This window comes from Aeromonas media, from assembly GCF_020423125.1.
Classification (GTDB): Bacteria; Pseudomonadota; Gammaproteobacteria; order Enterobacterales; family Aeromonadaceae; genus Aeromonas; species Aeromonas media.
In genome coordinates this window covers 952,502-972,953 of record NZ_CP075564.1, presented here as the reverse complement: position 1 = coordinate 972,953, position 20,452 = coordinate 952,502, and the positions used below count along the sequence as shown (strand labels likewise).

Below are 20,452 nucleotides of genomic sequence, written 5' to 3'. Positions count from 1 at the left end.
TCAAGGAGAGGCCGAATGTCGTTTCAACAGGTGATAGGGCAGATGCCCAAGGAAGTGTACGAGCGGCTCAAGACCGCGGTCGAGCTCGGCAAATGGCCGGATGGCCAGCCCCTCACCGACGAGCAGAAGGCCACCTCGCTGCAGGCCGTGATGGCCTGGCAGGCGATGCACCTCGAGAATCCCGAGCATATGAACATAGGCAGTGACGGCGAGATCGTGATGAAGAGCAAGAGCGAGCTCAAACGCCAGTATCGCGATGAGGAAGAGATAGTCCGCATCGATCTCAGCCACTGAGCCTGACCCGCCCGCCACAACTAAAGAGGGGAGCCATTATGGCTCCCCTCTTTTTCCACTCTCCCCCATGGTGGGGAGGTCAGAAGCTGTTCACGACATGTAGCGAGAAGGCGTCAGCAAGGTGAAGAGCAGCGCAGGAACCGGAGCGTATAGATATACGTGAGCCCTCTTGTTCACAAACAAGCGAGCAGCACATGAGCCTTGATCACGGCTTCGCAGTAAGATCGTGGGCAGTTTCTCAGGGCGTCAGCTCGCCGCGCAGGGACTGCTGCATCAGCTCACGGATGCGCGGCGCCGGCAGATCCTGGCTCAACAGGAAGTGCAGCTTGGTGAGCGCCGCCTCCGCGGTCATGTCGAAGCCCGAGATGACCCCGGCCCGGGACAGCGCGTTGCCGGTGGCATAGCCCCCCATGTTGACCTTGCCGTGCAGACACTGGCTCAGGTTGACGATGATGACGCCCCGGGCCGACGCCTCGGAGAGCAGCGCCAGCATGGCCGGGTTCTGCGGCGCGTTGCCCACCCCGAAGGAGAGCAGGATCAGCGCCCGCACCGGTTGCTGCAGGATGTTGGCGATCACCTCCGCCGAGATGCCGGGATAGAGGGTCACCACACCGATGGGCTGGGGGGTGATGTCGTGCAGCACCAGCGGCCGCTCGGACGGCACGCCCAGTTCCCCCGCTTCCAGGGAGATGGCGATACCGGCGTTGAGCAGCGGCGGGTAGTTCGGTGAATCGAAGGCGTGGAAGCCGTCCGCGTGCACCTTCTTGCTGCGGTTGCCGCGATAGAGCTGATTGTTGAAAAACAGCGTGACCTCGTGGATCGGGTAGTTAGCCGCGATGTAGAGGGCATTGAGCAGGTTCTGCTGGCCATCGGAGCGCAGCTCGGCGAGCGGGATCTGGGAGCCGGTGATGATGACCGGCTTGTGCAGATCCTCCAGCATGAAGGAAAGCGCAGACGCGGTGAACGACATGGTGTCGGTGCCGTGCAGGATCACGAAGCCGTCGTACTGCTCGTAGTTGTCACGAATGTCCTCGGCGATGCGCTGCCAGTCCGCCGGGGTCATGTCGGAGGAGTCGATGAGGGGGGCATATTCGTGAATATGATAATCCGGCATCTCGGGCCGGTGGAACTCGGGCATCCGCGCCAGACAATCTTCCATGAAACCCGCCATCGGCACATAACCGTGGTCGGAACGCTGCATCCCTATGGTGCCGCCCGTGTAGGCGATATAGATAGACTTCTTCACACCCTCTCCTCTCTCTGGACTGACAACCGGCAGACATTTAAAGGCTTAGCCGGTTCCTTCACTTCCTATTCCGGTGCCGCTCATGGGCGGGAAACTGGCGAATTATAGAGACTGCCGCTGCAAATGACAGCAGTCATTGTTGCGGGCCGGAGCACGCCCAGCGCACAGTGTTAAATGCTAGGTTAATGCACTGTTTTGAGCATTAATATGATGAACATGGATATAAACGGTGATTTTTGCTACTATCCGGCGAATTTTTCATAAATGTCATCTGGATGCCTGATGAAATCGGGCTCGCATCGATCCCATTTTTACCTGGGACTGGGCCCGTGGCCCCCTCTTGAACTGGCGCCTGCGCCACACTGTTTCATCCCGGCTGAATCTGTGCGTCTTTCTCGCCAAAGACACAGCCGATCAACATGGGAGTACCGCATGATACAACTTGATTCCTACGCCACCCTGGTCGCCGCCACCCTGGTGCTGCTGCTTGGCCGCCTGCTGGTCAACCGGATTGGCCCCCTGCGCACCTTCAACATCCCCAAACCGGTGGCAGGCGGCCTGGTGGTCGCTCTGGTGCTGCTGCTGCTGCGCTCCACCATGCAGCTTGAACTGCAATTTGACACCACACTGCAAACCCCGCTGATGCTGGCCTTCTTCGCCTCCATCGGCCTCTCCGCCGATCTGGGCAGCCTCAAGCGCGGCGGCAAGGCGGTGATCACCTTCCTGCTGGTGGTCACCGGCCTGCTGCTGGTGCAAAACAGCCTGGGGGTCGGTCTGGCCACCCTGCTGGGTCTGGACCCGCACATGGGGCTGCTGGCCGGCTCCATCACCCTCTCCGGCGGCCACGGCACCGGTGCGGCCTGGGGCTCCATCTTCACCGAGAAGTACGGCGTGCAATCCGCCGCCGAGCTCGCCATCGCCTGTGCCACCTTCGGTCTGGTGCTGGGGGGCCTGATCGGCGGTCCTGTCGCCCGCTACCTGGTGAAGAAGGTGCAGGTGCCCGGCGAGGAACACAACCGGGACGGCGCCCCCCAAGGCTTCGAGATGCCGGACATGGAGCGACCGCTGACCACCTTCAGCGTGATCGAGACCCTGGCCCTCATTGCCATCAGCCTGAAGGGGGGCGAGATGCTCTCTCTCTACCTCAAGGGCAGCGCCCTGGAGCTCCCGGTCTTCGTCTGCGTGCTGTTCGTCGGCGTGCTGCTGCGCAACCTGCTGACCCTGCTGAACTGGCACGAGGTGAGCGACCGCGAAGTCTCCCTGCTCGGCAACGTCAGCCTGTCGCTCTTCCTCGCCATGGCGCTGATGAGCCTGAAGCTGTGGGATCTCGCCAGCCTGGCCCTGCCCATCTTCATCCTGCTGGCCGCCCAGACGGTGGCGATGGCGCTCTACGCCATCTTCGTCACCTTCAGGGTCATGGGCCGCAACTATGACGCGGCCGTGCTGGCGGCGGGCCACTGCGGCTTCGGTCTGGGCGCCACCCCCACCGCCATCGCCAACATGCAGGCCATCACCCAACGCTTCGGCCCCTCTCACCTGGCGTTTCTGGTGGTGCCCATGGTGGGTGCCTTCTTCATCGACATCATCAATGCCGTGGTGATCAAGCTGTTCCTGGCCCTGCCCTTCCTGTAATTCCCGTCCTCTCAGACGCAATATGCGCAAGAACCCTCAGCCCGGAGGATTCTGGTGACCAAAGCCCCCTCTTTATTGCAAAGAGGGGGCTTTTTGCTCAATAGGAGTCAGACAGCGACCGCATTGATCACCTTCCACTACTATTGGCATACGACGTAGTCAATGCGAGGTGGTGCGGTGAGACTCAATAGTCTGCGCAATAAAGTGTCTCTCTATCTTCTGCTGCTGATCTCATGCGCAGCAGCCATCAGCTATGGCGTCAGCACGGCTGTACTCTCTGCCAATACCCGGATTTTGAACGAGCATAATCAGCAAGCAGCCCTGGATCGTGCAGAGCAATACATTGAATCCATGCAGAAAAGCCTCATGGTCAGCACACGGGACTATGCCGAATGGCGAGACTCCATTCGCTTCATCAATGGCAGCTTGCCCACTTATCTCGACGAGAACTTCAACGCGGGAACACTGGATAACCTCAATGCCCACTTTGTACTGTTCATCAGACCGGATCACTCGCTCTATCGTGTCATCGGTAGAGGGGGGGCAACCTACGTAACCTTGGGCGACTCCCACCCCATCTGGTCCAAAGCGCAGGACTATCTCTCTCACTACTGGTCATCACAACACACACGGGGATACACACTGAACGGCTGGTATCAAGAGCACCCCATCCTGCTAGCGGTTCATCCTGTTCAAGACCCTGATGCCACCAACCCGCACGTGGAGGGCTGGATAGCCATGATCCGCCAACTTGATGGGACAGACGTGCAACAGATCCGGGACATGACCAAGCTGGACATCGAGTTTCTCCGAGATACAGGGGAGGCCTCTCTTGCCGAGCAGCGCGCTCTGCCAGACAGTGAAAATGCCCATCGCCTCATACTGCACGTCCCCCCGGATCACCAATTGCTGACGCAACAGCGGCTCAGCAATCGCATGCTACTCATCAACTCAACCCTGCTCCTGATCGCCGCCGGCCTGGGCACTATTACCATTTATGAACGCATGATGATGCGTCGGCTCACCACTTTTACCCGCCTGGCCGAGCAATACAGCAGCTTGCAGCCCACAAGCAAACATTGGCCTTTATCGGGTAGTCCCGAGTTCGATACCCTGGCCAGGGCGCTCAATAGCATGGTGGAACAGCTCCGACTCTCGGAGCAGGCCCTCTACAACGAGGCCAGACGCGATGGACTGACCCAATTGGGCAACCGGAAATTGTTGAGCGAGCAGCTCAATCAGCATCCCTGCCTGCGCGCCAAACATGACCGTGGCCGCATTGCCTTGCTGATGATCGATCTGGACGATTTCAAGACCCTCAATGACAGTCTGGGGCACGAGACAGGGGATCAGGTCTTGCTAACCATCGCAGGGCGTCTCAAGCAGGCTATTCGTGGTGAAGACATGCTGTTTCGCATAGGTGGTGACGAATTTACCATCATCACCAAGATGGTCAGAGAGGAAGAGGGGGCCATTTCGCTCGCCGAACGGCTGATGCTGACTATATCCGGCCAGCAAATCGAGCAGGGGGGACGAAAAATCCAGGTCGGTGCCTCTATCGGAATCGCTTACGATGATGGCGCCATGGCCGCAGATGAGCTCATCCGAAACGCCGACTTGGCCATGTATGATGCCAAGCAGGCGGGCAAACATTGCTACCGTTGTTATCGAGAGATCTTGCATCATCAGCTTTCACAGCGCATGCAGCTGGAATAAGCGCTGCGGGAAGCGTTGCAACTGCGACAATTTGAGGTCTGGTATCAACCCATCATGGATGTGGAAAGTGACCGCGTCGCCATGGTGGAAACCCTGTGCCGCTGGCCCACCCCAACGGGGTTCTGCCCCCCCAGTGTATTTATCCCTCTGGCAGAACAGGCCGGGCTGATTATCCCCCTGGGCAAGTGGATTGCCGACCAGGCGATGGGAACGCTGCATGAACTGAGATACGCCTACCCCGACCTGAACATCAATATCAATCTGTCGGTACTACAATTGATGGAGCCAGATCTGGTGACACAACTCGCCGAGCTGGCCGATCGTCATCAGTTGCCAAGAAGCGCGATCCATTTTGAACTAACGGAGAGTCTGTTTGCCGAGAATCACGGTCGCTTGGAAGAGCAACTGCTGGCACTGACTCAAGCGGGATTCAAAATCCATCTTGATGACTTTGGCACCGGTTACTCCTCCCTGGAGCGATTGCTATCTCTGCCTATCGATGCGATCAAACTGGACTACAGCTTCACCCAGACACTGCTGAAAGGGGATGAAAGACTCGTCAAAGCGGTGCTTTTACTGGGACGTGAACTTGATATGCCAGTCATTGCAGAAGGCGTCGAGACCGAGGAGATGCGTATACAACTCTACCAATTGGGGTGCCATTTGATGCAAGGCTATCTGTTTGCGCATCCCATGAACAAAACCGATCTGACTCAATGGCTTGAACTCAAAACTGGCACGGCTCCCACCGGATTGGCAGAGACCTGTAGCCAAGTGAATTCATTCACTCGCTGACGTTCCCAGACGAACATGCCAGAGGGAGATCGCCTGGCGCATTTGACGTTTCGGCGCAAGCAGCGTTGACGACATACCAACAGCCCCTGACGAACAAGCCTCGCGCTCTCTCGAGTGTGGGGCTTGTTTATGTCAGCTCGAACAGGCTGCGACTGGCGCCTTAGAGGATAAAGGTCGACACCTGCTGGTTCAGATTGGTGGCGCGTCCCTTGAGGTTGTGCGCCTGATCGAGGTCGCGCATGGCGGAGGCGGTGATCTCGTCGCTCACATCCTTGATGGCGGTGGTGTTCTGGGTGATCTCACCGGTCACCTGGGTCTGCTCCTCGGCGGCGGTGGCGATCTGACCCGCCATGTCGGAGATAAGCGAGACCGCCTGGGTGATCTCTTCGAGCGCGGCGGCGGCGGCATCGGCGTCCTTCACGCTGTTGTCGGCCAAGCCCTGGCTGGTCTGCATCAGGCTGACCGCACGGGCCGTGGTCTGCTGCAGGGTCTCTATGGTGGACTGGATCTCCTGGGTGGAGTCCTGGGTACGGCGCGACAGCACCCGCACCTCGTCCGCCACCACCGCGAAACCACGGCCTTGCTCACCCGCGCGGGCCGCTTCGATGGCCGCGTTCAGCGCCAGCAGGTTGGTCTGCTCGGCAATGCCCTGGATGGTGGAGAGGATGCCGGAGATGGCCTGGGCGTGACGGCTCAACTCGCCGATGACGCCGGTGGCCTGACCCACCTCCTCGGCCAGGTTGTTGATGGACTGGCGAGTCTGGTTCACCAGCATCTTGCCCTGCTCGCTGCTCTGGGCGGATTGCTGGGCGGCGGCGGCGGTGTTCTCGGCGTTGCCGGCGATCTCCATGGTGGCGCTCGCCATCTCGGTGACCGCAGTGGCGACCATGGTCACCTCCTGCTGCTGGCGCTGCAGCTCTTCCACCGCGGCCTGGTTGGTTACCAGACTGCGCTCCGCATCGGCGTTCAGCTCGTTGGCAAGCTGGCGGATGTTGCCGATCAGCTGGTGCTGGCTGCCGACGAAGCGGTTGAAGCTGTTGGCCAGCTGACCCACCTCGTCGTTGGCGTCGATCTTGATGCGCTGGGTCAGATCGCCGTTACCGTCGGCGATGCGGGCCAGAGCCTGGGAAACCTTGCCGAGCGGGCCCAGCAGCAGGCTCACCAGCCAGGAGATGGCGAGGATGCTGCCCACCAGTACCAGCAAGGCCAGACCGAGCTGGGTCATCAGCAGGGAGGAGAGCGGCGCCTCCAGGGTGGCCTTGTCCAGCACCAGCACCAGCTCCCAGTCGGTGTTCGGGATGTCCGTCGCCCACAGCAGCTTGTCGCGACCTTCGTTGTCAAAATAGACGGGGAGCAGGCTGTTGCTGCTCTTGCTCTGTTCGATCAGGGCATTGGAGAGATCGTTGTCGATCTCGCTGGCAGGCTTCATCGCCTTGGCCGCATCTTTGTAGGCGATGACGGTGCCATCCTTGTGCATCAGGATGGCGACACCGTCCGCCGGCAGGGCCATCTTGGTGACATCCTCCACCAGGGAGGCGATGGAGAGGTCGCCGCCGACCACGCCGCCCTGGGCCGGTTGAGCCAGGGTCACCACCATGACGTTGTAGGCCACGTCCAGATAGGGTTTGGTGACGATCATGCCGCCCTTGGCCATGGCTTCCTGATACCAGCCACGAGAGCGGGGATCATAGCCGTCACGATTGATGGAGGGATCCGAGTCATTCATCTTGCCGCCGCCCTCACCGAAGTAGGTGAGCTGGAAGCGGCCGGACACCTGGGCCTGTTGCAGGGCGTTGAGGGGCTCGGGGCCGGCCTTGTTGCCAAGGGCCTGGATCACGTCGCGACGGGCGGCGAGCCAGTCACTGACACTGGCGGCCTGCTGGCTGCCGAGGCGCTGCACCTGTTCCTGACTGCCTTGCAGCAACAGGGACTTCTGGCTGCTGTAGCTCTGCCAGGAGAGCAGCAGGATCACCAGGGAGAGGGCGATCACCACAGACAACAGTATCTTCTGCTTGAGTGATAGGTTTTTCATCATGCTTTCTTCTTGTGGGGTCAGGAACAGGATTACTCGAAAGTGCGCGGCACTCCATGTAGTTGTTAGCGGCCAAGGCGCACGAAACTGAAGCTGAAAATGGGGTGGCTGACGATATTTTCCGCAAGAATGCACAAAACGACATCCGAAATCGGTGACAGAAGGCGGCCAGGGCCAGCCAACCCTGTTTATTCCTTCCGCAATTGGCTAGAATATCCCGTTTTTAAATCACATCGACCCCGAGAGTTTTCACGATGTTTGAAGTCAATCCTGTATTAAACAAGCTTAAGGAGCTGTCTGAGAGGACCGAGCTGCTTAGGGGGTACCTTTGACTATGACGCCAAGAAAGAGCGTCTAGAAGAGGTCAATGCCGAGCTGGAACAGCCGGATGTCTGGAATGAGCCGGAACGCGCACAGGCGCTGGGCAAGGAACGCGTGTCGCTGGACAACGTGGTCAGCACCATAGACGTCTTGACGCAAGGTGCTGAGGACGTCGAGATGCTGGTCAGCCTGGCGGTCGAGGGTGAAGACGAGGAGACCTTCAACGAGGCCGTCGCCGAAGCCGATCAGCTGGAAGCCAAGCTGGTGGATCTCGAGTTCCGTCGCATGTTCTCCGGTCAGCACGACGGCTCCGACTGCTACATCGACATCCAGTCCGGCTCCGGCGGCACCGAGGCCCAGGACTGGGCCAACATGGTGCTGCGCATGTACCTGCGCTGGGGTGATGCTCACGGCTACAAGCCCGAGCTCATCGAATGCTCCGAGGGCGACGTGGCCGGCATCAAGTCCGCCACCGTCAAGTTCACCGGCGAGTATGCCTTCGGCTGGCTGCGCACCGAAACCGGCGTGCATCGTCTGGTTCGTAAATCGCCGTTCGACTCCGGTGGCCGTCGCCACACCTCGTTCTGCTCCGTCTTCGTCTATCCCGAGATCGATGACGACATCGAGATCGAGATCAACCCGGCGGATCTGCGCATCGACGTCTACCGCGCCTCCGGTGCGGGTGGTCAGCACGTCAACCGGACCGAGTCCGCGGTGCGTATCACCCACGTCCCGACCGGCGTCGTGGTGCAGTGCCAGAACGACCGTTCCCAGCACAAGAACAAAGATCAGTGTATGAAGCAGCTGAAGGCCAAGCTCTACGAGCTGGAAATTCAGAAGCAGAACGCCGAGAAGCAAGCCCTCGAAGAGACCAAGTCCGACATCGGCTGGGGCAGCCAGATCCGCTCCTACGTACTGGATGACTCCCGTATCAAGGATCTGCGTACCGGCGTCGAGACCCGCAATACCCAATCGGTACTCGACGGCGACTTGGACAAGTTTATCGAAGCCAGCCTGAAATCAGGCCTGTAAACAGAGCAGCAGGAATCACCATGTCTGAACAAACCACTACTCCGGAAGTCGACCAGACTCTCGAACTGAACAACGAGATGACTGAGCGTCGCTCCAAGCTGGCCGCCTTGCGCGCCCAGGGCAACCCTTTCCCCAACGACTTCCGTCGTGACAGCCTGTCCGGCGATCTGCACGCCGAGTTTGGCGACAAGAGCGCCGACGAGCTGGTGGCCTTGAATAAACGGGTGAAGATTGCCGGTCGTATCATGACCCGCCGGATCATGGGCAAGGCTTCCTTCGCGACCCTGCAGGACATGGCTGGCAAGATCCAGATCTACGTGACCCGTGACGACCTGCCGGAAGGCTTCTACAACGAGCAGTTCAAGAAGTGGGATCTGGGGGACATCGTCGGTGTCGAAGGGACGCTGTTCCGCACCAACACCGGCGAGCTCTCCGTCCATGTGGGCGAAATCCGCCTGCTGACCAAGGCACTGCGTCCGCTGCCAGAGAAGCACAAGGGCCTGACCGATCAGGAAGCTCGCTGCCGCCAGCGCTACCTGGATCTGATCGCCAACGAAGAGTCCCGCAAGACCTTCATGATCCGCACCCAGGTGGTGGCCGGCATCCGCAAGTTCTTCAACGAGAAGCGCTTCATGGAAGTGGAAACCCCCATGATGCAGGTCATCCCGGGTGGTGCCTCCGCGCGTCCGTTCGTTACCCACCACAATGCGCTGGACATCGACATGTACCTGCGTATCGCCCCCGAGCTCTATCTGAAGCGTCTGGTGGTCGGTGGCTTCGAGCGTGTCTACGAGATCAACCGTAACTTCCGTAACGAAGGGATCTCGGTGCGTCACAACCCCGAGTTCACCATGATCGAGTTCTACATGGCCTATGCCGATTACATCGATCTGATGGATCTCACCGAGGAGCTGCTGCGCACCCTGGCCCAGGACATCCTGGGTGACACCAAGATCCGTTACGCCAAAGAGGGCGAAGATGGTCTGACCATCGACTTCGGTCAGCCGTTCCAGCGCCTCACCATGGTCGAGTCCATCCTGAAGTTCAACCCGGATGTGACCAAGGACGATCTGGCCACCCTGGAGAGCGCCACCGCCGTCGCCAAGCGTCTGCACATCGAGCTGATGAAGGGCTGGGAGCTGGGCCACGTGATCACCGCCATCTTCGAAGAGACCGTTGAGCACATGCTGCTGCAACCGACCTTCATCACCGAGTACCCGGCTGCCGTCTCTCCGCTGGCCCGCCGCAACGACGTGAACCCGGACGTGACCGATCGCTTCGAATTCTTCATCGGTGGCCGCGAGCTGGCCAACGGCTTCTCCGAGCTGAACGATGCAGAAGATCAGGCCAAGCGCTTCCAGGATCAGGTGAACCAGAAAGAAGCGGGCGACGACGAAGCCATGTTCTACGACGCCGACTTCGTCACCGCGCTGGAACACGGCCTGCCGCCGACTGCCGGTCAGGGTATTGGTATCGACCGTCTGGTGATGCTGTTCACCAACAGCCACACCATCCGCGACGTCATCCTGTTCCCGGCTCTGCGTCCGCAACAGAAATAAGCCTGCCGCTCGGCCAGCCCGAGCGCGCTAGCAATAAAATGCCCCGCAACTGCGGGGCGTTTTTTATGGCGAAGACAACAACCAGCTTGCGGCTCATGGGCAGGGCGGCAGCAGCCACTCCCCCTGCCACAGGGTCAGCGCCTGACCCGACATCCACACCCTGTCTCCCTGCAACTCGAGCACAAGCTCCCCGCCGCGCGCGGAGATCTGGCGCGCCCTCAGTTGCGTCCTGCCGAGGCGCTCGGCCCAGAAAGGCACCAGGGCGCAGTGGTTGGAGCCGGTCACCGGATCCTCCTCCACCCCGACCCAGGGGGCAAAATAGCGGGAGACAAAGTCATGGTCCGGATCCCTCGACGGCGCCGTCACCATCAGGCCACGACCGGGCAAGGCCCGCAGGGCGTGGAAGTCCGGCTTGAGTGCCCTCACTTCCTCCTCACTTGCCAACTCCAGCAGGAACTTGGCGCCGGCGGCCAGGGTTTGCAACGACGTGCAGCCAAGGGCTTCGGCATAAGCGGGATCCAGTGTCAGCGGAGCAAGGGGGATACGCGGAAAGTCGAGCCGGATCCACTCCCCCTCGGCGCGGGCCTCCAGCAGGCCGCTGCGGGTCTCGAAGCGCAGCGTCTGGGAGCGGGCCACCTCCCCGGTTTGCCACAGCACATGGGCCGCCGCCAGGGTACCGTGACCGCAGAGATCCACCTCGACCGTCGGGGTAAACCAGCGTAGCCGATAGCGCGCCTCCCCCAGGGGGCTGAGGAAGGCGGTCTCCGACAGGTTGAACTCCGCCGCCATGGCCTGCAGCTCGGCATCGCTGCGCTCCGGCCCCAATACGACGATGGCGGGATTGCCCCCGAAGGGGTGCTGGCTGAAGGCATTGACATGGAACAGTCTGGACATCGGCAGATCCTGAGAGGCAGAAAGGGACTCAATATTGCGATTTTTATACCACAGCCGGGGAGTCGCCGAGGCGGATTTCGGCTTTATAAATTCATAAATCGCATAAAGAAGATATTTTTATTCTTTGTTGTTATTCATTGCACCCCTTAACCTGACCAAAAATCAGACCATGGAAGACGTGTGTGATGCAATTGACAGCCCCAATACCCAACATAAGCCCGCTCTCTGACGAACAGCAGCGCCAGCTGAATCAGGTCTTGTCGACCCTCAACACCCAGCAACTCGCCTGGGTGAGCGGTTATCTCTACGGCCTCTCCCAGTCTGGCGTCCAGAGCGTCGCCACCAGCGCCGCCGTGGCCGCCCCCAGTGGCAGCCTGACCATTCTCTACGGCTCCCAGACCGGCAACGCCAAAGGTGTCGCCAGCGCCATCCAGGCGCAGGCGAAGGCCCACGGCCTGCCGGTGACCCTGACCTCGATGGTGGACTACAAACCCAAGCAGCTCAAGAAAGAGAGCCATCTGCTGGTGGTAGTGAGCACTTACGGGGAGGGCGAGCCGCCGGAGAGCGCGGTCGATCTGTTCGAGCAGCTCAAGAAGGGCAAGATTGGCAAGCTGGACGGCCTCAAGTTCGCCGTGCTGGGGCTGGGTGACAGCTCCTATGAATTCTTCTGCCAGACCGGCAAGGACTTCGACGACTTCCTGTCAAAAGCCGGGGCCGAGCGCATTCATGAACTCGCGAGCCTGGACGTGGATTATCAGGAAGCGGCCAGTGCCTGGGGCGAACAGGCAGTCAATGCCGTCGCCGCCACCCTGTCTGCTGGCGCCGCGACTGCCAGCGTGGCGGGCTCGGTGCAGCAAGCCGTCGGCCATAGCCAGTATCACAAGGAGAACCCCTTCCCGGCACGACTCTCGGTCAATCAGAAGATCACCGGCCGTGACTCCACCAAGGATATCCGCCATATCGAGATCAACCTGGAAGAGTCCGGCATCACTTATCAGCCAGGGGATGCGCTGGGCATCTGGTTCGACAACGACGCCGATCTGGTGGGCGAAGTGCTGGCCCTGACCGGCCTCTCCGGCGATGAAGCCACCGCCCAGGGCCCGCTGCGCGCGGCCCTGACCCGCCACTTCGAGCTGACCCGCTTGCACGGCGGTTTCATCACCGGGTTGGCCGAGATCTCTGGCAACGCGGCACTGAAAGACCTGGCCGGCGACAAGGCTCAGGTCAACGCCCTGGTGGCCAGCGCCCAGGTGGTGGATGTGCTGAAACGCTTCCCCGCCACACTCACTGCAGAGCAGCTTGTCAAACTGCTGCGCCCGCTGACCCCTCGCCTCTACTCCATTGCCTCCGCCCAAAGCGAGGTAGAGGAAGAGGTGCACCTGACCGTGGGCGTGGTGCGCTACCCGCAGGAAGATGGCACTGTCCGCAGCGGCGGCGCCTCCTCCTATCTGGCAGACCGCCTGGCCGAGGACGCAGAGGTCAGGGTGTTCGTGGAGCACAACGACAACTTCCGCCTGCCCGCCAACCCCGACACCCCCGTCATCATGGTGGGTCCGGGCACCGGCATTGCGCCGTTCCGCGCCTTTATGCAGGAGCGGGAAGCTCAGGGTGCCGAGGGCAAGAACTGGCTCTTCTTCGGTAACCCCCACTTCACCCAGGACTTCCTCTATCAGGTGGAGTGGCAGCGTTATGTGAAATCCGGCCTGCTGTCGAAGATCTCCCTGGCCTTCAGCCGGGATCAGGCCAACAAGATCTATGTGCAGGACCGCCTGCGCGAAGCCGGGCTTGAGCTCTACCAGTGGCTGGAAGCAGGCGCTCACTTCTATGTGTGTGGCGACGCCAACCACATGGCGAAGGATGTGCAGGAAGCCCTGCTGGATGTGATTAGCGATCATGGCCACAAGAGCCGTGAAGAAGCAGAAGAGTATTTGAGCGAATTGCGTCGTGCCAAACGTTATCAAAGGGATGTCTACTGATGAGCAAGCAACCAATCTCGAAGCAAGCAGCAGGACCGGTTGAAGGGCCACTGTCCGACAACGAACGCCTCAAGCGCGAAAGCAACTTCCTGCGCGGCACCATAGCCGAGGATCTGCAAGATCCCCTCACCGGTGGCTTCAATGGCGACAATTTCCAGCTGATCCGCTTCCACGGCATGTATCAGCAGGATGACAGAGACATCCGCCCCGAGCGCACCGCCCAGAAGCTGGAGCCCCTGCACAACGTCATGCTGCGTGCCCGTCTGCCAGGCGGCATCATCACCCCGGCCCAGTGGCAGGTGATCGACAAGTTCGCCGAAGAGCACAGCATGTACGGCAGCATCCGCCTGACCACCCGCCAGACCTTCCAGTTCCACGGGGTATTGAAGCGCGACATCAAGCTGATGCACCAGACCCTTAACAGCACCGGCATCGACAGCATAGCCACTGCGGGGGACGTGAACCGCAACGTGCTCTGCACCAGCAACCCGGTGGAATCCGAGCTGCATCAGGAGGCCTACGAGTGGGCCAAGAAGATCTCCGAGCACCTGCTGCCCAAGACCCGCGCCTACGTGGAGATCTGGCTGGACGGCGAGAAGCTGGGGGACGACGAGGAGCCGATCCTGGGCTCCAACTACCTGCCGCGCAAATTCAAGACGACCGTGGTGATCCCGCCCCACAACGATGTGGACATCCACGCCAACGATCTCAACTTCGTGGCCATTAGTGATCACGGCAAGCTGGTAGGCTTCAACGTGCTGGTGGGCGGTGGTCTGGCCATGACCCACGGCGACACCAGCACCTACCCGCGCAAGGCGAGCGATTTCGGCTTCATCCCGCTCTCCCACGTGCTGGAGGTGGCGGCCGCCGTGGTCAGCACCCAGCGCGACTGGGGCAACAGGGTCAACCGCAAGAACGCCAAGACCAAGTACACCCTTGAGCGCGTCGGCGTTGAGGCCTTCAAGGCCGAGGTGGAGAGCCGCGCCGGCATCCAGTTTGGTGAGGTGCGCCCCTATGAGTTCACCAGCCGTGGCGATCGTTTCGGCTGGGTGGAGGGGATAGACGGCAAGCACCACCTCACCCTGTTTATCGAGAACGGCCGCCTGCTGGACTTCCCGGGCAAGCCCCTCAAGACCGGCATGTTGGAAATCGCCAAGGTGCACCAGGGGGATTTCCGTCTCACCGCCAACCAGAACCTCATCATCGCGGGCGTCCCCGCCGGTGAAAAGGCCCGCATCGAAGCCCTGGCGCGCCAGTACGGCCTGCTGGACGACGGCGTGAGCGAGCAGCGCAAGCAGTCCATGGCCTGCGTGGCCCTGCCCACCTGCCCGCTGGCGATGGCCGAGGCCGAGCGCATGCTGCCAGCGTTTGTCACCGACATCGAAGCCTTGCTGGCCAAACACGGTCTGGCGGATGACGCCATCATCTTCCGGGTCACCGGCTGCCCCAACGGCTGCGGCCGCGCCATGCTGGCGGAAGTGGGTCTGGTGGGCAAGGCGCCGGGCCGCTACAACCTGCACCTGGGGGGCAACCTCGAGGGGACCCGCATCCCTCGCTTACACCTGGAGAACATCACGGAGCCGCAGATCCTGGCCGAGCTGGATGCCCTGATCGGCCGCTGGGCCAAGGAGCGCGACGGGAACGAGTGCTTCGGCGACTTCGTGATCCGGGTTGGGGTGGTTGCGCCCGTTATCGACTCCGCGAGGGACTTCTATGCAGCCTGAACTGACTGAAAGCGGGCGGTTGACACTGACCGCCGATGGCAGGCTCGACCTCGATGCCCTGCTGGCCCTCGGCCGCGAGGAGCAGACCGAGGCGCTGGCCCCTCTCAACCGGGAGCTGGACGCCATGAGCGCCCCCGAGCGGGTGCGCTGGGCGCTGGCGAACCTGCCGGGGGAACACGTGCTGTCGTCGAGCTTCGGCATCCAGGCGGCGCTGATGCTGCACCTGGTGAGCCGCGAGCGGGCCGACGTGCCCGTGGTGCTGACCGATACCGGTTATCTCTTCCCCGAGACCTACCGCTTTATCGATGAACTGACCAAGCGCCTCGCACTCAACCTCAAGATATACCGGGCCGAGCTCACGCCGGCCTGGCAGGAGGCCCGATTTGGTCTCTTGTGGGAGCAGGGGGTGGAGGGGATCACCCGCTACAACCAGCTCAACAAGGTGGAGCCGATGGACAGGGCGCTGCGGGAGCTGGGCGCCCGCACCTGGTTCTCCGGCCTGCGCCGGGAGCAGGCCGGCAGTCGCGGCAAGCTGCCGGTGCTGGCCATACAACGCGGCCGCTTCAAGTTTCTGCCGGTGATCGACTGGAGCAACAAGGACGTCTTCTACTACTTCAAGGAGCACGACCTGCCCTACCATCCCCTGTGGGAGCAAGGCTACCTCTCGGTGGGCGACGTCCACACCACCACCAAGTGGGAACCGGGCATGAGCGAGGAGCAGACCCGCTTCTTTGGCCTCAAGCGCGAGTGCGGCCTGCACGAGGAAAATGGCGAGCACGACGGTTCCGGCATCTGATCCCGGGAGCAAGCGGCTGACCATCAAAAACGCCCGGCAATAGCCGGGCGTTTTGCTTGCTGACATCGGTGGATTGGGCCGAGGCGGGGTTTAGCCCGCAGACTGCTCTTTCGCTGCGGCGGCGCGCGCCTGGGCCAGCCAGTCATTGACCAGGGCCTCGTGTCCCTTGAGCCAGGCATCGGCGTGACGCTCCACATCCGCCGGCTTGTTCTGCCCCTTGTTCATCAGACCGTTCTGGATGTTGATGTCATTGAGGGGCAGCTTGACGATGGAGAAGAGCTTGGCGGCTGCAGGGTTGGCCTCGGCAAACTGCTTGTTGGCGACTATGTGCATGGTGTTCACCGCAAAGCCGTAGTTCTTGCCGTTCGGCAGCCGGGTCTTGTCCGCATCAGGGGCATCGGTGGGTACCTCCAGCCACACCACATCCTTGCCCGGCACCAGCTCGCTGCTGAGCCAGTAGGGGGTCCAGGTGTAGTAGAGCACCGGCTTGCCGGCCTGATAACGGGCCAGGGTATCGGCGATCAGGGCCGCGTAGTTGCCCTGCTTGTGGGTCACCGTGGGGGTCAGGCCGAACTCGTCCAGATGATGGTTGATGGCCCCTTCGCAGCCCCAGCCCGGGTTGCAGCCCACCAGATCGGCCTTGCCGTCGCCATCGCCGTCAAACAACGCCGCCAGCTTGGGATCCTTGAGCTGGCCCAGGTTGGTGATGCCGTATTGGGCTGCGGTCTTCTTGTCCACCAGATACCCCTGGGCGGCACCGGCCACATAAGTGCCCTGACGGAAGAACACCTTGTCACCCCCTGCCTGCTCGTACTTGTTGTCCTGCAGCGGTATCCAGTTGAAGGCGAGGAAGGTGCCGTCCCCCTGCGCCACCGAGGCGTAGGCCACGTTGTAGTCCACCTCCTGGACGGGCTGCACCTCATAACCGAGGCGCCCCATCAGCTTGCTGACCAGCAGGCTCTGGAAGGCCTCCTCCGGCAAGGAGCTCTGCAGAGGCTGCACCTTGACCCCCTCCCCCGGCAACTCGGCGCTGGCCATGGCGAGCGGACTCAGCAGTTGGGTACTCAGCAGCAATGTGCCCAGGGTCAATCCTTTGGTGATCTCTCTCATGCGTTTACTCCTTTGTAATCGATTTTCTTGTTACGACCGGCCAGACGCAGCAGCAGGGCGGCGGGACCACGTTGATACCAGCGGCCGGTACGGGTGCGATCCGGTTGTCCCATCGCCTGGGTGAGGCGATCCAGTACTATGGCCAGCAGCACTATGCCGAGGCCGCCGATGGAGGCGAGCCCCATGTCGAGCCGACCTATGCCGCGCAGCACCATCTGGCCAAGGCCCCCGACCGCTATCATGGAGGCGATCACCACCATGGAGAGCGCCAGCATCAGGGTCTGGTTGACCCCGGCCATGATGGTGGGCATGGCGAGCGGCAGTTGAACCTTGAACAACAACTGGGAGGGGCTGGCACCGAACGAGTGGGCCGCCTCCACCAGATCGGCGGGCACCTGACGAATACCCAGCATGGTGAGGCGGATCATGGGGGGCAGGGCGAAGATGACGGTCACCACCACCCCGGGCACGTTACCGATGCCAAACAGCATGACGATGGGGATGAGATAGACAAACGCCGGGGTGGTCTGCATGGCATCCAGCAGCGGCCGGGTCCAGGTGGAGAGCCGCTCGCTGCGGGCCAGCAATATGCCCACCGGCAAGCCTATCAGCACGCAGAAGAACAGCGAGGTCAGCACCAGAGACAGGGTCACCATGGCATCGGACCAGGCCCCGATAAGGCCGATCCCAACAAGAGATGCGAGCGTGCCGAGCGCCATGCGGCCGCCCACCAGCTGCCAGGCGATCAGGGTCAGGAGCCCCATCATCAGGGTGGAGGGTACTGTCTGCAGCAGCTGGGTCATGGCCCCCAGCGCCAGCTCCACGGGGGCGCGGATCAGCTGGAACACAGGCCGCAGGTTCTCCACCAGCCAGCCTATGCCCCCTTCGACCCAAGTATCCAGCGGCACCATGGCCTGCTGGAAGGGATCCAGCCAGTCGACGGCGACACTGTCATCGACAGCTGCAATCTGGCTCTGCCAGTCTGCAGCCTCTGTGGCCGTACTGCCCCAGGGATCCTCGGCTGTTGTGGTGGTGGTCGCAGCTCCCCAGGGATCGGCCTGCGCCTCGTCGGCCCCAGTGGGAGTGCTGGTCAATAGCAACAGCGCCAGCAAGCCGGTCAGCAGAGGGTTAAAGGGGTTGAGATTCATGCCGGTGTACTCCTGTCCAGGGTGTTGAGCAGATTGGCCTTGGAGATGAGTCCCAGATAGGTGCCATCCTCCTCGACCACGGGCACCTGACAGGGCGCGGCGGCCACCTGGCTGATGAGTTCATTGAGGGAGGTGTCCGCCAGAATGGGCTTGATGTCTGCCAGCAGCGCCTGCTCCAGGCTCCCCTTGTCACGCACCGCCTGACCGAGCGACTCGACCGAAACGACCCCGAGGAAGCGGCGGCTGCGATCCACCACATAGCCGTACTCCCGCTCCAGCTCCTTGAGCTGGCGCAGGGCGTTGCCCGGTCCGTCCGTGGTGTGCTTCTTGATGAGGGGCGTCTGCTTGCGGCTGGCCACATCTCGGGCACTGAAGACGTTGGCGAGATCCACCCCACGAAAGAAGGCGCGCACATAGTCGTTGGCGGGCTGGTTCAGGATCTCGTCCGGGGTGCCCACCTGCACCAGCTGGCCATCCTGCATGATGGCGATGCGATCGCCGATACGCATCGCCTCGTCCAGATCGTGGGAGATGAAGACTATGGTGCGCTGCTGGCTCGCCTGCAGCTTGAGCAGCTCGTCCTGCATCTCGGTGCGGATCAGCGGATCCAGCGCCGAAAAGGCCTCGTCCATCAGCAAGATATCGGGGTCATTGGCGAGCGCCCGGGCCAGACCGACCCGCTGCTTCATGCCGCCGGAGAGGGCATCGGGGAAGGCGTCAATCCACTGACCCAATCCCACCTGATTCAGCGCCTGACGGGCACTCTGCTGGCGCTCCGCCAGCGGCACCCCAGCCAGCTCCAGACCGAAGGCGGTATTCTCCAGCACGCTCAGGTGTGGCATCAGGGCGAAGGACTGGAACACCATGCTGATCTTCTTGCGGCGCACCTGGCGCAGCTCGCGCTCCGAGATGGCGGCTATGTCCTCGCCGTCGATCAGCACCTGGCCACGGGTCGGCTCTATCAGCCGGTTGAATAGGCGCACCAGGGTGGATTTGCCCGAGCCGGAGAGGCCCATCACCACGAAGATCTCCCCTTCGTGGATGACCAGATTGACATCCTGGACCCCCAGGGTCTGCCCGGTCTTTTGCAGGATGCTGGCGCGGTCGTGCCCTTTCGCCAGCAACTTGAACGCTTTTTCCGGCTGATCGCCGAAGATTTTGTAGAGTGATTTAACCTCGAGTTTGACTGTCATATTGTCCTTTTTTCATGGTCGACGACTTGCAAGGCAAACCGTCGAACGCGAGCCAACTACTTTTAACACTAAGTAATTTTGGGGCCTAATAAAAGAACCATAAGAGTCTCAACGAAGTTCTATAATCATAACTCATTGATATTAAATGATTATTTTTAATATAAAAAACCATCTAAATGTGACATAACAGCATATGCTCGACAATGAAATGCAAACAAATTCAATCAAAATGCCGAATTCATTGAGAAACAGGCTTGATTCAGGGGCAGGATACGAGGAAATAACTGCACTTATCTTCGAAGGGCTAGTTTGATTAGATAACTAATTATTTTAGGAAGGTGGACAAGAAAAGAGCTGATCAAGCGACGCTGTATAAATACCTCCATTCACCGCGCCAGGAGCAGCCAACAAAAAGGCCCCTTGCGCAGCGCAGGGGGCCTTTCATCTACCACGGCAATACGCTGTCGTCAGCGCCTCTGCCAGGTCTCGAAACAGTAGGGATGAGGGTTTTTCTCATCAGCCTCATGAGGCTCGCGTTCAACGCAATGCCACTCTCCCTCATCGAAGGCGGGGAAGCGGGTATCCCCTGCCACCGCCAGATCGATCCGGGTTAGATAGAGGCTATCGGCCCGGGGCAACAGCTGACCATAGAGATGGCCGCCGCCGATCACCATCAGCTCATCTGGCGCCTCGGCCTCAGATAAGGTGGCCAATACCTCGTCGATGGATGAAAAAACCTCTATGCCTGATGCTTTGAATCCTGGGTTACGGCTAATGATCAGGTTTCGGCGCCCGGGCAAGGGCCGACCGATGGACTCGAAGGTCTTACGCCCCATCAGTACCGGCTTGCCCAGGGTGACCCGCTTGAAGTGGGCCAGATCCGCCGGCAGGTGCCAGGGCATCTGGTTGTCCAGACCGATCACACGATCGTGGGCCATGGCGGCAATCATGGAGATTTTCATGGTGTCAGCCTCTCACACAACC

The 20,452-nt window shown here is 60.9% G+C and carries 16 protein-coding genes; 9 read left to right on the top strand and 7 right to left on the bottom strand.

Annotated features, from left to right (window positions below):
- Nucleotides 1-15: 15 nt before the first annotated feature.
- Nucleotides 16-294 (top strand): YeaC family protein, encoded by a 279-nt coding sequence (locus KI797_RS04630; RefSeq protein ID WP_226171744.1) that lies wholly within the window; start codon nt 16-18, stop codon nt 292-294.
- A gap of 238 nt (nt 295-532) precedes the next feature.
- Here KI797_RS04630 and ansA read toward each other — a convergent pair whose 3' ends face one another.
- Nucleotides 533-1,540 (bottom strand): asparaginase, encoded by a 1,008-nt coding sequence (ansA, locus tag KI797_RS04625; protein ID WP_042648756.1) that lies wholly within the window; start codon nt 1,538-1,540, stop codon nt 533-535.
- Between the two features lie 432 nt (nt 1,541-1,972).
- Between ansA and gltS the strand changes: the two genes are divergently transcribed.
- From gltS to KI797_RS04610, 3 genes are all read left to right on the top strand, one after another.
- Nucleotides 1,973-3,172: a sodium/glutamate symporter gene (gltS, locus tag KI797_RS04620; protein WP_005326527.1), complete on the top strand. Its 1,200-nt coding sequence runs from the start codon at nt 1,973-1,975 to the stop codon at nt 3,170-3,172.
- A gap of 177 nt (nt 3,173-3,349) precedes the next feature.
- Nucleotides 3,350-4,888: a sensor domain-containing diguanylate cyclase gene (locus tag KI797_RS04615; RefSeq protein ID WP_226171743.1), complete on the top strand. Its 1,539-nt coding sequence runs from the start codon at nt 3,350-3,352 to the stop codon at nt 4,886-4,888.
- Nucleotides 4,889-4,891: 3 nt separating this feature from the next.
- Nucleotides 4,892-5,683, top strand: coding sequence for an EAL domain-containing protein (locus tag KI797_RS04610; protein WP_319003257.1), 792 nt, complete (start codon nt 4,892-4,894; stop codon nt 5,681-5,683).
- 160 nt (nt 5,684-5,843) lie between these two features.
- Here KI797_RS04610 and KI797_RS04605 read toward each other — a convergent pair whose 3' ends face one another.
- A complete protein-coding gene (locus tag KI797_RS04605) occupies nt 5,844-7,715 on the bottom strand; it encodes a methyl-accepting chemotaxis protein (RefSeq protein ID WP_041206830.1) in 1,872 nt (623 codons plus the stop codon).
- A 254-nt stretch (nt 7,716-7,969) separates the two neighbouring features.
- Between KI797_RS04605 and prfB the strand changes: the two genes are divergently transcribed.
- Both prfB and lysS read left to right on the top strand, forming a co-directional pair.
- A protein-coding gene (gene prfB, locus KI797_RS04600; RefSeq protein ID WP_152565378.1) for a peptide chain release factor 2 occupies nt 7,970-9,068 on the top strand; the annotation gives its coding sequence in 2 pieces (ribosomal slippage) (nt 7,970-8,044 and nt 8,046-9,068; 1,098 coding nt in all).
- 20 nt (nt 9,069-9,088) lie between these two features.
- On the top strand, nt 9,089-10,627 hold the full coding sequence (lysS, locus tag KI797_RS04595) for a lysine--tRNA ligase (RefSeq protein WP_264160741.1): 1,539 nt from the start codon (nt 9,089-9,091) through the stop codon (nt 10,625-10,627).
- 93 nt (nt 10,628-10,720) lie between these two features.
- On the opposite strand, the gene KI797_RS04590 is transcribed toward lysS, so the two are convergent.
- Nucleotides 10,721-11,521, bottom strand: a complete 801-nt coding sequence (locus tag KI797_RS04590; RefSeq protein ID WP_404801073.1) for a PhzF family phenazine biosynthesis protein — start codon at nt 11,519-11,521, stop codon at nt 10,721-10,723.
- A 185-nt stretch (nt 11,522-11,706) separates the two neighbouring features.
- Between KI797_RS04590 and KI797_RS04585 the strand changes: the two genes are divergently transcribed.
- Genes KI797_RS04585 through KI797_RS04575 form a run of 3 tightly spaced genes read left to right on the top strand, consistent with a single transcriptional unit; the run spans nt 11,707 to nt 16,017 of the window.
- Nucleotides 11,707-13,497, top strand: coding sequence for an assimilatory sulfite reductase (NADPH) flavoprotein subunit (locus KI797_RS04585; RefSeq protein WP_226173004.1), 1,791 nt, complete (start codon nt 11,707-11,709; stop codon nt 13,495-13,497).
- Nucleotides 13,497-15,221, top strand: a complete 1,725-nt coding sequence (gene cysI / locus KI797_RS04580; protein ID WP_226171741.1) for an assimilatory sulfite reductase (NADPH) hemoprotein subunit — start codon at nt 13,497-13,499, stop codon at nt 15,219-15,221. The genes KI797_RS04585 and cysI overlap by 1 nt, the downstream gene beginning before the upstream one ends.
- Complete coding sequence (locus KI797_RS04575) at nt 15,211-16,017, top strand: phosphoadenylyl-sulfate reductase (protein ID WP_226171740.1); 807 nt, start codon at nt 15,211-15,213, stop codon at nt 16,015-16,017. The genes cysI and KI797_RS04575 overlap by 11 nt, the downstream gene beginning before the upstream one ends.
- A 90-nt stretch (nt 16,018-16,107) precedes the next feature.
- On the opposite strand, the gene proX is transcribed toward KI797_RS04575, so the two are convergent.
- From proX to folA, 4 genes are all read right to left on the bottom strand, one after another.
- Complete coding sequence (gene proX / locus KI797_RS04570) at nt 16,108-17,127, bottom strand: glycine betaine/L-proline ABC transporter substrate-binding protein ProX (RefSeq protein ID WP_226171739.1); 1,020 nt, start codon at nt 17,125-17,127, stop codon at nt 16,108-16,110.
- Nucleotides 17,124-18,275: a glycine betaine/L-proline ABC transporter permease ProW gene (gene proW / locus KI797_RS04565; protein WP_226171737.1), complete on the bottom strand. Its 1,152-nt coding sequence runs from the start codon at nt 18,273-18,275 to the stop codon at nt 17,124-17,126. Before proW ends, proX begins: the two co-directional genes overlap by 4 nt.
- Nucleotides 18,272-19,468: a glycine betaine/L-proline ABC transporter ATP-binding protein ProV gene (proV, locus tag KI797_RS04560; protein ID WP_226171736.1), complete on the bottom strand. Its 1,197-nt coding sequence runs from the start codon at nt 19,466-19,468 to the stop codon at nt 18,272-18,274. The genes proW and proV overlap by 4 nt, the downstream gene beginning before the upstream one ends.
- A gap of 467 nt (nt 19,469-19,935) precedes the next feature.
- Nucleotides 19,936-20,430 (bottom strand): type 3 dihydrofolate reductase, encoded by a 495-nt coding sequence (folA, locus tag KI797_RS04555; RefSeq protein WP_042648748.1) that lies wholly within the window; start codon nt 20,428-20,430, stop codon nt 19,936-19,938.
- Nucleotides 20,431-20,452 lie beyond the last annotated feature (22 nt).

What these genes read in the sequence shown, in the direction of transcription:
- folA (WP_042648748.1), bottom strand. Translation starts at nt 20,430, where the DNA reads ATGAAAATCTCCATGATTGCCGCCATGGCCCACGATCGTGTGATCGGT.
- proX (WP_226171739.1), bottom strand. Translation starts at nt 17,127, where the DNA reads ATGAGAGAGATCACCAAAGGATTGACCCTGGGCACATTGCTGCTGAGT.
- KI797_RS04630 (WP_226171744.1), top strand. Translation starts at nt 16, where the DNA reads ATGTCGTTTCAACAGGTGATAGGGCAGATGCCCAAGGAAGTGTACGAG.
- proV (WP_226171736.1), bottom strand. Translation starts at nt 19,468, where the DNA reads ATGACAGTCAAACTCGAGGTTAAATCACTCTACAAAATCTTCGGCGAT.
- proW (WP_226171737.1), bottom strand. Translation starts at nt 18,275, where the DNA reads ATGAATCTCAACCCCTTTAACCCTCTGCTGACCGGCTTGCTGGCGCTG.
- KI797_RS04590 (WP_404801073.1), bottom strand. Translation starts at nt 11,521, where the DNA reads ATGTCCAGACTGTTCCATGTCAATGCCTTCAGCCAGCACCCCTTCGGG.
- KI797_RS04575 (WP_226171740.1), top strand. Translation starts at nt 15,211, where the DNA reads ATGCAGCCTGAACTGACTGAAAGCGGGCGGTTGACACTGACCGCCGAT.
- cysI (WP_226171741.1), top strand. Translation starts at nt 13,497, where the DNA reads ATGAGCAAGCAACCAATCTCGAAGCAAGCAGCAGGACCGGTTGAAGGG.
- KI797_RS04605 (WP_041206830.1), bottom strand. Translation starts at nt 7,715, where the DNA reads ATGAAAAACCTATCACTCAAGCAGAAGATACTGTTGTCTGTGGTGATC.
- KI797_RS04585 (WP_226173004.1), top strand. Translation starts at nt 11,707, where the DNA reads ATGCAATTGACAGCCCCAATACCCAACATAAGCCCGCTCTCTGACGAA.
- lysS (WP_264160741.1), top strand. Translation starts at nt 9,089, where the DNA reads ATGTCTGAACAAACCACTACTCCGGAAGTCGACCAGACTCTCGAACTG.
- gltS (WP_005326527.1), top strand. Translation starts at nt 1,973, where the DNA reads ATGATACAACTTGATTCCTACGCCACCCTGGTCGCCGCCACCCTGGTG.